General features: G+C 35.5%; 12 protein-coding genes. 8 read left to right on the top strand and 4 right to left on the bottom strand.

The genetic code is table 11. The annotated features are described in order from the left end of the window. The first annotated feature begins 28 nt into the window (after positions 1–28). The 6 genes from ftsW to ftsZ all read left to right on the top strand — a co-directional run bounded on the left by ftsW (position 29) and on the right by ftsZ (position 7128). Positions 29–1159, top strand: a complete 1131-nt coding sequence (gene ftsW, locus ABMA76_RS11555) for a putative lipid II flippase FtsW (protein ID WP_392861243.1) — start codon at positions 29–31, stop codon at positions 1157–1159. A gap of 51 nt (positions 1160–1210) precedes the next feature. After that, on the top strand, positions 1211–2587 hold the full coding sequence (gene murC / locus ABMA76_RS11550) for a UDP-N-acetylmuramate--L-alanine ligase (RefSeq protein ID WP_393061646.1): 1377 nt from the start codon (positions 1211–1213) through the stop codon (positions 2585–2587). Further along, positions 2580–3488 (top strand): UDP-N-acetylmuramate dehydrogenase, encoded by a 909-nt coding sequence (gene murB, locus ABMA76_RS11545; RefSeq protein ID WP_393061644.1) that lies wholly within the window; start codon positions 2580–2582, stop codon positions 3486–3488. The genes murC and murB overlap by 8 nt, the downstream gene beginning before the upstream one ends. Next, positions 3488–4225, top strand: a complete 738-nt coding sequence (locus ABMA76_RS11540) for a hypothetical protein (RefSeq protein ID WP_392861238.1) — start codon at positions 3488–3490, stop codon at positions 4223–4225. The genes murB and ABMA76_RS11540 overlap by 1 nt, the downstream gene beginning before the upstream one ends. Before the next feature lie 93 nt (positions 4226–4318). Then, positions 4319–5572, top strand: coding sequence for a cell division protein FtsA (gene ftsA, locus ABMA76_RS11535; protein WP_021267553.1), 1254 nt, complete (start codon positions 4319–4321; stop codon positions 5570–5572). A gap of 14 nt (positions 5573–5586) precedes the next feature. After that, complete coding sequence (gene ftsZ / locus ABMA76_RS11530; RefSeq protein WP_393057005.1) at positions 5587–7128, top strand: cell division protein FtsZ; 1542 nt, start codon at positions 5587–5589, stop codon at positions 7126–7128. A gap of 81 nt (positions 7129–7209) precedes the next feature. Here ftsZ and ABMA76_RS11525 read toward each other — a convergent pair whose 3' ends face one another. The 4 genes from ABMA76_RS11525 to udk are packed head-to-tail and all read right to left on the bottom strand — an operon-like array spanning position 7210 to position 10399. Further along, positions 7210–7596 (bottom strand): hypothetical protein, encoded by a 387-nt coding sequence (locus tag ABMA76_RS11525; RefSeq protein WP_392861234.1) that lies wholly within the window; start codon positions 7594–7596, stop codon positions 7210–7212. Positions 7597–7607: 11 nt separating this feature from the next. Continuing rightward, positions 7608–8123, bottom strand: coding sequence for a hypothetical protein (locus ABMA76_RS11520; RefSeq protein ID WP_392861233.1), 516 nt, complete (start codon positions 8121–8123; stop codon positions 7608–7610). A gap of 18 nt (positions 8124–8141) precedes the next feature. After that, on the bottom strand, positions 8142–9749 hold the full coding sequence (locus ABMA76_RS11515; RefSeq protein WP_393061642.1) for a ribonuclease J: 1608 nt from the start codon (positions 9747–9749) through the stop codon (positions 8142–8144). Further along, on the bottom strand, positions 9749–10399 hold the full coding sequence (udk, locus tag ABMA76_RS11510; RefSeq protein ID WP_392861230.1) for a uridine kinase: 651 nt from the start codon (positions 10397–10399) through the stop codon (positions 9749–9751). Before udk ends, ABMA76_RS11515 begins: the two co-directional genes overlap by 1 nt. A gap of 114 nt (positions 10400–10513) precedes the next feature. Here udk and ABMA76_RS11505 point away from each other — a divergent pair, with 114 nt between their 5' ends. Continuing rightward, complete coding sequence (locus ABMA76_RS11505) at positions 10514–12034, top strand: ABC transporter substrate-binding protein (RefSeq protein WP_393061640.1); 1521 nt, start codon at positions 10514–10516, stop codon at positions 12032–12034. Continuing rightward, on the top strand, positions 12018–12986 hold the full coding sequence (locus ABMA76_RS11500; RefSeq protein WP_393061638.1) for a 50S ribosomal protein L11 methyltransferase: 969 nt from the start codon (positions 12018–12020) through the stop codon (positions 12984–12986). Before ABMA76_RS11505 ends, ABMA76_RS11500 begins: the two co-directional genes overlap by 17 nt. The last annotated feature ends 2 nt before the right edge of the window (positions 12987–12988 follow it).

The raw sequence follows: 12988 nt of genomic DNA, 5'->3' as shown, positions 1-12988 counted from the left end.
GAATACAATCTTCATATATGATTAATATATGAACTCTATTGAAAACACGGATCGTTTTGGAAAACTCTTTTTAATTATCACATCAATTATTGTTGGTGTTGGTATCGTCATGGTTTACTCTTCATCCTATATGTTTTCAAAAGAAGTTTACGGAACAAGCCTTCACTTCTTCTCAAGACAAATTCTCTTTGCTTTAATCGGCGTGGGTATGGCCTATGTTGTGGCAAAGACTAAGTATCAGTTTTGGATAAAGTTCTCATTCCACTTAAATCTCGTCGTGGCCTTTCTTTTAGTTTTAACATTTATTCCAGGTTTAGGTGTTGTTGCTAAAGGTGCCAACCGATGGATTAATCTAGGGTTCGGTTCATTACAACCGGGAGAGCTTGCAAAGTATACGATACTTATGATGTCACTTTTCTTTTTTGAGAATTATGAAAAGCTAAATCTTAAAAATCGTTTAAAGTATGCGGCCAATATTGGATTAGTACTCTTACTCTTACTTTTACAACCAGACTTTGGAACATTCTTTATTTGTGCCCTAGGAATGGGATTCACTTGTTTTATTTCTAATTTTAATCGTAAGTATTTCTATATCATGGGAGTAGTCGGAACAATTCTTTCGTCTCTAATACTCGTTGCTCAACCTTATCGTGTAAAAAGACTGATGGCCTTTTTAGATCCATGGGCAAACCCAAGAGGAAGTGGTTTCCAGGTAATTCAGTCTTGGATTGGTTTTGCAAATGGTGGCTTCTTTGGAAAAGGTATTGGTAATAGTTTAGAAAAATTATTCTTTCTACCAGAGGCCCATAATGATTTCATCTTTTCAGTTATTGGCGAAGAGTTTGGTTTTCTAGGAGTCATTGCATTTGTTGTTCTCTTTATGGCCTTTACTCATATTGGTTTTAAATTAGCACTGTCTTTAAATGACGATATTGCAAAGAAAATGGTCATGTCCATTATCTTCATTATCGGTGTCCAAGCTTGTTTAAATATGGGGGTTGTTCTTGGGCTTCTTCCAACAAAGGGACTTAACCTTCCATTCGTTAGTTATGGTGGATCATCACTTATGAGTAATTTAATTGCTATCGGTGTAATCTTCTCTTGTGTGTCACGTCAACGAACGATGTCAGGCCAGAAACCGTTTTTTTCTCAACAATAGCCAATATATGCGCTAAATTTAGAAGAAGTAATCTTGTGAAAAGGAACAAGTATGAATATTAATATTCAAAATATTAGCGTGCATTTTATTGGAATCGGTGGAATTGGGATGAGCGGTATCGCTGAAATTCTACTGAGCCTTGGGTATAAAGTAACAGGTTCAGATATTAGTGAGTCTGCCAATGTTACTCGTTTAAGAGATTTAGGAGCTGAAGTCTTTATTGGACATAAGCGTGAAAATATAACTGATAAGACGACAGTAGTTGTTTATTCATCTGCAGTAAATGAGTCTAATCCTGAAATGCAGATGGCCCGTGAAAAGCAAATTCCTATTATGAGAAGAGCTGAGATGTTGGCCGAACTTATGAGACTTAAAAGAGGAATCGCAATTGCGGGAACTCACGGTAAGACGACAACAACAAGCTTTCTAGCGACAATCTTACAAGCGAGCAATTACGAACCAACTTATATTATCGGCGGTATCGTTTCTAATCTTGCAGGACATGCAAAGGTTGGTACTGGTGAGTACTTAGTGGCCGAAGCCGATGAGTCTGATGGATCTTTTCTAATGTTAAACCCAATCATGTCGGTTGTGACTAATATCGACCTTGATCATATGGATCATTACGGTAGTGAAGATGTTCTTATGGATAGCTTTGAAGAGTTTATTAACAAAGTTCCTTTCTATGGACTCTCTTCACTTAATGCAGATGATGAAAGACTAATGAGTCTTGTTTCACATATTAAAAAACCAATTGTTACTTTTGGAATTGAAAAACCAGCAGATTATCAAGCTGTCGATATTAAAATGTCTGATCTGTGTTCAGAGTTTGACCTTATCGTTGGCCCTGAGAACTTAGGACGCTTTATCATTAATCTTCCTGGTAAGCACAATGTGCAAAATGCTCTTGGGGCAATCTCCATTGCTCATAAAATGGGAGTACCAGTGGATATGATTAGAAGCTCAATTAGAAGCTTTGAAAATGTTGGACGCCGTTTTCAATTACTTTATAAGAATGAAGATGTAGAGATTCTAGATGATTATGGCCACCATCCGACTGAAATAGCAAAGACTTTAAACACATTAAAAGAAATTAGAGAACATAAGAAAATTGCTATTTTTGAACCACATCGTTTCTCTCGAACAAAAGACTGTTGGAATGAGTTCCTACACTGTTTCAACGACGTTGATGAGTTATATATGTGTCCAATTTATCCAGCTAGTGAAAGCCCTATTCCTGGGATCACTTCAGATAGACTTGTCGAAGATATTAATCGACTTCATCCGGGGCTAGCTAAAACAATTGAACTTAAAGACTTAGATACAATTATTAAGTCTAATAAGAATTCAACAATTATGACATTAGGGGCCGGGTCAATTGGCCGAGTCATTAGAGAATGGGTTTTAGATAACGATCGCAATGAATAAGATTAAAGAGTTATTAGCTAATATTCCAAATATTGAAATCGAAATTGATAAGGATCTATCAAAGTATTCAACAATGCGACTTCAATCTAAGGGTGATTTTATTTCTGTAAAGGATCTTGATGGACTTAAGGAAGTTGCAAGAACCCTTACTGAAAATAACCTTAACTACATGGTGTTAGGCTTAGGTGCCAATCAACTTTTAAATGAAAGAATTGAGCATCCAATAATTAATCTAGACTTTGATTACGATCGTCGCATTTTAAATCAGTATCGTGAAAGCTATATTCTTCCAGCTTCTGTGAAGCTTTCAAGCTTAACTTCTCATGCTTACAAATTTGGTAATATGCGCTGGGAAGTGATAACTGGAATTCCAGCTACTTTAGGTGGAGCAGTTTTCATGAATGCGGGAACGGGCCTTGGTTGGATTAGCGAAATTATAAATAGAGTTTGGTATATTGATAAGGAAGGTAACGAGTATCTTCATGAGGCAACAGAGTCTAGCTTTTCATATCGCCAAAATAATTTTTTAAAACCTGGGGATATTGTTTATCAAGTTGAGCTTGTCTCAAAAGGTCAAGATGAAAACCTTGGTGAGAAAATTCGTAACTACCTCCTAATGAGAAATAAGTCACAACCATTAAAGGAAAAAACTTGTGGAAGTGTCTTTAAAAACATTGTTGGAGATAAGCGAACTTGCACTGCAGGACAATTTATTGATATACTTAATTTGAAAGGGTTACAAGTTGGTGATGTACGCGTGAGTAATCTTCATGGAAACTTCATGGAGAATTTCGATAAAGCGACGGCCAGAGATGTAAAAGAACTTATAAAAATTGTACAGGAAGAACTTTATCTAAACTATGGTTTAAAGTTTGAGCCTGAAGTCAGGATAGACATTTAATGAAAAAAGCTATTTCAATTATTTCACTTCTTCTTTTGAGTGCTTCTGCATCAGCAGTTTCACAGCCAAATGAGAAGATCAAATATAAGACGGCTTTTGGTAAATGTCCTTCACGTGCTGCTGGAACACTAACTCTTAAGTTAGTAAAAGACTTCGAAAGAAATCGTTCTTTAAGAAGTATGAAGAATCTAGTTGCAGCAGATAAATTAAAAGAAAAACACTTTCTGTCAGACTATACGATTAAGTATAATCCGATGGAAGGAATGCTTAACTTTATCTATGAATGTCCATCTCCATTAATGAAAGTACAAATCTACAAAGAAAATGGAATGGAGTCTTATGAAGCAATTCTTGTTGATAATGGTCAATTATTTGACCCAACATATGAAATTCTACTAAGAACGGAAAAGAAGTTAAATTACTCTCTTCCTTATCTTGCAATCCCTGTTGGGGAAATGGATAAGACAGTTCAAAAAAATATCACACGTATTATCGCAGACCTTGATCTTGTTTTTAGAAAATTAATTTCTGAAGTTATTATTAGCGATGATAAAGAGTTAACAATGATTCTTTCGATTAAAGGAAAGCCTTCAAGTGTCTTTATGGGCAAAGATGAATGGCCTCTTAAAGTTGAAAAGTTGACTCAAATCATTGGTTATATGAACAAGAAAAAGAAAATTCCATCAGTGATAAATATTACAAATTCCAAAAAAGTTGTTGTCAAGTTCAACGACTAATTCTAAAATTTCATTGTATGCGGTAAAAATTGCCGTTAGATTTCTTTATTAACAGAATGATTCTGTAAGAAAAAACTAGAGAAAGGATTCTCAATGAAAGAAAAAAACATCGTTGTCGGTTTAGACGTTGGTACAACTAAAGTCTGCACAATCGTAGGTATCCAAAACATTTCTAATCAAAACACTGGTAAAGCTGAGCTTGAAATCATTGGTATTGGTACACATCCAAGTCATGGTTTAAAGAAAGGTAGTGTTGTAAATATCGATAAAACAGTTCGCTCAATTCATAACTCTTTAGAAGAGGCGAGACTGATGGCCGGAGTTGATATCCATAGTGCAACTATTGGAATTGCTGGTAGCCATATTTATAGTTTTAATAGCTCAGGAGTTGTTGCTGTTAAAGGTAACGAAATTTCACAAGATGATGTTGATCGTGTACTTGAAGCTGCTAAAGCAGTTGTAATGCCAAGTGATCGCGAAATCATTCACGTTATTGCTCAAGAGTATAAAGTTGATAATACAACTGGAATTAAAAATCCAATTGGAATGTGTGGGACACGTCTTGAGGCCCATGTACATATTGTTACAGGTTCAATCTCACTAATTCAAAATCTTGTTAAATGTGTAGAGCATACTGGGATTAAAGTAGAGAACGTAACTCTTCAACCGATTGCTTCTTCTGAATCTGTTCTCTCTCCTGAAGAAAAAGAAATGGGAACACTACTTGTTGATATTGGTGGTGGAACTACAGATCTTGCTCTTTGGAAAGATGGGGCCCTCGTACATACACAAGTTATTCCAGTGGGTGGAAATCATTTCACAAATGATCTTGCTGTTGCACTCAAAATTCCACACGCAGAAGCAGAAAGAATTAAAATTAATCACGGTTCAGTTTTACCTGAACAGGTAAACCAGTCAGCTCATATTACAGTACAAGGAATCTCTGGAACTAAGCCAAGAGAAGTACAACTAAATACAGTTGCAAATGTACTTGGAGCAAGAGCTGAAGAATTATTTGATCTTATTAAAAATATTATTAGAGAAAAGAACCTAGGAGATGACATCAGTGGTGGTGTTGTTCTTACAGGTGGTGGTGCAATGATTAAAGGAATGCCAGATATTGGTGAGTACCTTTTAGAGCGTCCACTTAAGATTGGTTTTCCAATTGCTTTTGGTGGCATGACAAATATTATGCAAAATCCAAAATTTTCTACAGTTTTAGGTCTTCTACTTGAAGCTTCAAAAGGTAAGGAAGTAGACGTAGAAGAGGAAGAAGATATTAATCAAATAGATATTGTAAGTAAATTATCAGGATCTATTAAATCAGTATTTAGAGAAATTTTTTAAATAAGGGGGAACTTATGTTCGAAATTTCTGACAACAACGAATTAAAATTAACTGAAGGCGCGAAGATTCGCGTTGTTGGTGTTGGTGGCGGTGGGTGTAATGCCGTAAACACAATGATTAAGGCCGGTTTAACTGGTGTTGAATATATTGTTGCTAACACTGACTCACAAGCACTTGCAGTTAACCTTGCACCAACTAAAGTACAACTTGGTGTTGAGTTAACAAAAGGTCTTGGAGCTGGGGCAAACCCAGAAGTTGGTCGTAAAGCAGCTCTAGATGAGTATGAAATGCTTAGCCAGGTTCTTGAAGGATCTGACATGGTATTTATCACTGCCGGTATGGGTGGTGGAACAGGAACTGGAGCAGCTCCTGTACTTGCAAAACTTGCACGTGAACTAGGTGCTCTTACTGTTGGTGTTGTTACAAAGCCATTTATCTTCGAAGGTAAGAAGAGAATGAGACAGGCATCAACTGGTATTCAAACTCTTGAGGAAAATGTTGATTCACTAATCACTATTCCAAACCAAAGACTTCTTCAACTTGCTGGTGAAAGCCTTTCTCTTGTTGAAACTTTCATGAAAGCAGACGAAGTACTATTAAACGCTGTAAGAGGTATTTCTGATCTAATCAATACGACAGGTCATATCAATGCTGACTTTGCTGACGTTTCAACTGTTATGTCTAATAAAGGTCTAGCTCTTATGGGTACAGGTCTTTGTTCTGGGCCAGATAGAGCTATTAAAGCTGCTAATGAAGCAATCTCTTCGCCACTACTTGAGGATATCTCAATTGATGGTGCAACTGGTATCATCATTAATATCACTGGTGGTTCTTCAATGACTATGCATGAAGTTAATGAAGCAGCTACTTTAATTATGGAAGCAGCAGATGAAGATGCTGAAGTAATCTTTGGATCTGTTGTAGATGATGAACTTGAAGATAATATCAAGGTTACTGTTATTGCAACTGGACTTGGTGGACGTGAAGCGGCTGTTAATGTAGCTCCACAACAAGAGGTTAGAAGACCTGTTGTTCAAGAAGCTAAACCAGTTTATGCAGCTCCAGCGGCACCAGCTACTCCTGTAGTTGAAGAAAAGCCAGTTTTTGAACAACCAGTAGCACAACCTGCTGTACAACAAGCTGCCTACCATGAAGCTCCTGTTCAATCGAACCCACAAGTCGATGCGATGAGAGAAATTCAAATGGAAGCACAACGTGAGCAACAAGCTCAAGAACTAGTTCAAGAGCCAGTAAGAACTCACTCATTTGATGGAGATAATTCAGAAACTTCTCAAAGACCTAGCTTAACTGATTCAATCAGAGAAGCAGCGTCTCAATACGAAGCATCTAAATCTGAAGTAGATCCTTGGGCAAATGAAAAAGTGTTAACAGGTAATAATGCTGCCGCTGAAAAATCAGATCGTCCTAAGTCAATTGCTGAAAAACTTGGTTTTATCAACTTTGATGAAGATGAACTAGATACTCCTTCTTATCTAAGAAAAGAGGAGACTCCACAAACTTCTGGAAATGAAACTTTTCGCCAAGTAGAGCGATAGGATTCCCCCCAAAGTATATTGATGGAAACATCAAAAAAAGGGCCCTCTTTGGGGCCCTTTCTTTTTTTTAAATATAGTAAATTATAAAGAAATTGTTTTAAGAATATTTGATTTAAATGATTCTAAAAGTTCTGCCGTATCAATCTTGAAATCTTCTGGCAGCTTAATAAGAAGTTTTGAATTATTATGTGGGATATTTCTTAGGACTAGTCTGAAATTTCCTTCCCATTCCTGCCAACTTAACTCATATTGCCAGCGACTGAATTGACCACCACCAAATTTTGAATCTCTTTTTTCAGGCATAAGGGCATCAATAGTATAAGATACCTTTTGCTTCAATCCTGCTGAAGTTAAGTCTTTTTCACAATCTCTTATTAATCGATCGTGTTTAGAATCGAAAACTACATTTGGTTTATTAGTTTCCATGATTTGATTAATTTGGCCTTTTAGGATTTCAAGATCGTTCACTACGCTCTCCCTTATTTTTGTATTTTCAATCTTTGTCTCATTTCATCTTCTATTTCTTTTTGCACATGTAATTGAACATAGGTTTCGATCAAGTCACTTTCCACATCAATTTTGTACTCACATAGAATGAAGGTTGGAATTTTATCATTATCCCACGTATTTTTTTTGAAATTATAAATATAGACACCTTTTTCCGGTGTATCGCTTGTCGTTCTCTCGTTTGTAATAGCGACCCATTCATGTCTTGAATATAGATTGAAATGATCGCGACAAAGATGAAGTGAGTCGACATTGAAGTAATCATTTTCGACGAGTTCTTTTTCACAAATACTACATAGCCCAAGAATCTTTTCTTGCGACTTATTCTTTTCTAATAAATTGTTTATCTTATCTGTGAGTTTTCCGTCTTGAGTTTCTTCTTTTTGAATCTCTTTTCGAAATGCGATAAATGCAAAGACGCCAATAAGTAGAAAAAGCGCAATAGCAATGATTACAAGTAATGCAATGATGATAACCGTGTTGTCCATGTAATTAGTTTAATGGACTTAGCAAATATGAACAATGGCCAGAGGCCTATATCCAAGGATATTTTGAAAATATCTTCTAACCGCTACTCGAATACGTTCACTTCGTTGATCAATCGTTCCTTTTTCATTGAAGTAATCAAAGCAAATTTCTTGTAGTTGACTAATTTGCTCTTCTTCATATGGAATTCCCATTGTCGTAATGTGAACTCTTTGCTGAGAACGAGCAATACTGTTCTTTGAAATTGAAACAAAGACTGTACCAAGCGTGGCCATTTTTCGTCTTTCTGAGATTTTTTCTCTTTCGATGACAATACGATTTCCATGAATGAGTATCGGTGGAATTTCTTGTGAGCGAGTAATTTTTATTTTGCCATTTGAAGATAGTGAGATGCTGTCGTGATTTTTAATCTCGATCGCTTCACTGGTAGGCAGAATTGATTTGATAAACTCACAGTGCTTTCTCAAAAAATATGTTTCGCCGTGAATAGGGATCGCAATAGTAGGTTGGTAACTATCATAAACATCTTTAAGATCAGCTTTACCAGGGTGTCCTGAAGCATGGATTAATCCATTATAGTGTGTAATGACCTCACAACCTTTCTCTGTGATTTCGTTGTATAAAAGTGCTAGCTTTTTTTCATTTCCAGGAATTGCTTTAGAGCTAAAGATAAAAGTATCAGATTCATTTAGCTTGTAGTACTTATCACTGCTACTTGTAATTCTCTTAACTGTACCTCTGAATTCACCCTGACCTCCTGAACATAGAATAATATGTTTCTTCTTTAAGTCTGTAACACTTTCAACTTCACGAACAAGTCCATGGTCGTTAAAGATTTCACACTCTCTGGCAATTTGTGTGTACTTAAGTAGAGAGCGGCCATAGGGAACGACGTTAAGCTTAAGCTCTTTTGCAATATTGAATATTGTTTGAAGACGATGAATATTAGAGGCAAAGCATGTGATAAAGACACGTCCCTTTGCATCTGAGATAAAAGAGAGCAGGTCATTTTTAAGCTCGGACTCTGAAGTCGTTCTTTCATTGCTGCTTGTGATATTTGTCGAGTCTAGCATCGCAAGGCGGTTGCTATACTTCTCTGATAGGAGATTGATTTTCTCTAATTCAATAGGCTCTTCATATTCAGTGTTAAAATCACATTTGAAATCAGAGATGAAGAGAATTCCAGTATCAATTTCTTTGATGCCTAGATGAATTCCCTTTGTATTTGGAATCGAGTGATTAACATGAATCGTGTCAATTTCGATTTCATTTATCACAAGTTTACTTTCAAGTTTGTTAATTTTTTTTGAAAGATCTAAATATGACAACTTATCTTCAATAAGCTCTTTAGCAAATGTTGGGGCATAGACATCAGCTTCTGGAAATCTCTCAATATAATGTGAGATTGCACCAATATGGTCTTCGTGGCCGTGAGTTATGATGAGAGCATTGATTTCAACATCTACATTTTTTAAATCAGGAATAAGATAATTGATATCAAAGCAGTCTTCGTAGGGAAATAGAATTCCACTGTCGATTATTATATTTGTATTCTTATAAGAAACTAAAGTCGCATTAGATCCGATTTGTCCAACACCACCAAGAGGTGAAATATTTAAATTAGACATTAAGATCCTTTCGTTGTGTTTAGTAGTAGTTCGAACTCTTTGTTTTGCTCAATGAATTGGACTAGTCTGGCCGCTAAGATTTCAGAAGAAACATCCGTTTCTTCACCAACAATAAAGTCAGCATACTGTCTCTGTGGCGCTAAGAATTTCTCATACATTGGTCGAACACTGTCGTAGTATTGATTGATAACACTTTCTAAACTTCTTCCACGTTCAGCAACATCTCGATTAAGTCTTCGAGTAAAGCGAATATCTGCCTCGACATGGAGAAAGCAGCGAATATCTAACTTCTCTCTAATCTCCTGATCGAAGAGAGTAAAGATTCCTTCAAAAAGGACAACTGGTGTTGGATTTAAAGTTGTTGTTGATGTTGTACGACTACTCGTTTTAAAGTCGTAATTTGGAACTTCAATAGGCTCATCATTTTTTAGGGCCGTGATATGTTCTTGTAGGAGTGCCCAGTCAAATGCTTGTGGGTGGTCGTAATTTGGTCGTCCTGATTTTGTATAATGCTCTTTTGGTTGCTCTGGTAGATAGTAAGAATCCATTGATAAAACAGATACTTTCTCTTTTGGTAGTTTTGAAATTACTTTTGAGGCAAAAGTAGTTTTTCCTGAACCTGAACCACCAGTGATTCCAATTAGCTTCATAGATGACCTTTGTTTTAATGTTTTCAGTAACTTAACATAGATTGAGTTCACATCAAATAAAAGAGGTGATAATCTTATAATAATTACATTTGTGTCATTCGTCAGGGATATTCGATGTTTAGATTTCTATCTTTTTTACTATTTATTTTCCTAACTTCAATGGGTTATGGAGCGAGTCTTAATATCGCAATTTCGTCGTCTCCAAATAGCTTGAGTCCGTTCTTTTCAACTGATGCTAACTCTCAAAATATTAATCGCCTTATTAACGCCTCACTTATTGATTTCAACAGTAATATGCAGCCGATTTGCCAATTATGTGAATCCTTTAAAGAGTATCGTACACTAGATTCATATAAGATTCGATTCAAACTAAAACCAAATCTAAAGTTTTCAAATGGCGCACCTTTGACGTCGAAAGATGTGGAAAAGTCTCATTTTTATTTCACGGAAACTGAGAAGATAAAATCGATATTCCGCTTTGCTTTTGGAAATATTAAAGAGGTTAAAATTATCGATGAACTCACTTTTGAATTAATCTATAAGAGCTTTGGCCTTGATCACTTACCAAATTTAGTATTATTTAAAATTATCCAAATCCCTAATTATGAAAAACTTGAGAAAGTCGAAATGTCAGATCTTGTCGGTGCGGGTGACTATAAAATTGCAAAGATTGCACCTTTGCAAATTGACTTAAAGTCTTTAAAAGCTGATCACTACGATCTGAACTTTGTTGTCGTGAAAGATGAAACAACACTTTCGTTAAAACTGATCAAGGGAGAGATCGACTTATCTGTTGCCAATATTTCACCTCGAAAAGTTAATTACTTAGAAAAGAATAGTGATGTAAATGTACAAAAGGTTTTAGGAACAGATTATAATTACATTGGACTAAATCAGAAAAAAGATATTCTACAAAATGAAAATGTGCGAAAGGCATTAAGTCATCTTGTCCCTAGAGCTAAAATTATTAAGTATAAATTTAAAAATAATGCTGTTGCTTCAAATGGCCTCTTTGCAAAATCCTTTAAGAATTTTTATATCGATACACCAGTTGATGATTTCAATCCAAAAAAGGCTTTTGAGCTTTTTAATAAAGCAGGTTTTGAGAGAAAAAATGGAATTTGGTATGACAATAATGGAAAGACTTTTTCTCTTACTTGGAAGACAAGCAGTAATAAATTTCAACAAGAATTAGTGACAATCATCAAGAATGAGTTTGAGAAATTTGGCCTAGTCGTAAATGTGGTACCTCAAGAGTGGGGAACTTTCCTTAGAGGTATTAAAAGAGGAGAATACGATCTTTATTTAGGGCGTTGGGTAGGATTTACTGGTCAGGATATGCTTAAATTCGCATTTTACTCTGAAAATATGGCCCCAAAAGGTGCAAATCGTGTCTTTTTTGATAATAAGGATTTTGATAATTTAATTAAGCAGGCCGAGCAGACTATCAATAAGAAAAAAGAAGTCGCTCTATATAAGAAGGCCAATCAAGTAGTAAACGAACAATACCCATATATTAGCTTATGGCATCCAAATGTCATTTGGGTGATGAGTAAGTGTATAAAACTTAAAGAAATTTATCCTAATGGAAATTTTCTAGTTTTAAAGGAAATTGAGAATGTCTGTAAAAACTGAAATCTTTAAAATTGTAACGATTGAATTTCAAAGTAGCTCACAATGTGAAGAGGTGAATAAGATCGCTCTTAATGAATTTGAAGTTGATGGAATTGAAGAGTTCTCAATGGAAGAAGAGCGTGTTGATGAGATTCTTGGAGAGAGAGCATATTCTGGTGGAGACGTTCCAGAGTCAGTAATTGATGAAGTCGTTGATATTTCAGATGATCAAGATGTTAAGAAGTTTAATTATTTCTTCTTTCAGGGAGATATTAATAGGGCCCATGAATTTGCAAAGGCAATTGAAGGGATGGATCTAACAATTGAAGTTAAAGATGAAGAATACTCAGACTGGAATGAAGTATGGAAAAAGCACTATGCACCGATTGAGGTAACTCCTGAACTAAGTGTTATTCCAGAGTGGTTTAAAGAAGAAGATTATAAAGAAAATAATAATAATATTTATATCATTCCAGGAATGGGATTTGGTACAGGTGAACACGAAACAACATACCTGTGTCTAAAGCACTTTATGGCAGTAAAGGACTCTTTCAAAGGGAAAGACCTTTGTTTAGACTTTGGATGTGGTTCAGGTATCTTAGGAATCGGCGCTATCAAGAAAAGTGATATGCTCGTCGACTTCGTTGATATCGACCCTGCTGCTCTTGATAATTGTCACGAAAATCTTAAGTTGAATTTAAATGAAGACCGTCTTAATGGTCATCGTCTTATTGCAAGAAAACGATTCAATCTAGATGATAAGTATAAACTTGTTTTTGCTAATATTCTTATGCATGTTCTTGTATCTGAAAAAGAAGTTCTCTTAGACTCACTAGCTGATGATGGTTATATCATTCTTTCTGGTATTCTAAATGAACAAGTTGATGCAGTTATTGAAGAATATAAGTCTTTAAAGAAAATCGATGTATTATCTAAAGGTGATTGGTCAGCAATTCTTCTAAAAAAGGAGTAATT

This window comes from Halobacteriovorax sp. ZH5_bin.2, assembly GCF_043196375.1.
GTDB lineage: Bacteria > Bdellovibrionota > Bacteriovoracia > Bacteriovoracales > Bacteriovoracaceae > Halobacteriovorax_A.
This window is presented reverse-complemented; position numbering and strand designations above follow the sequence as displayed.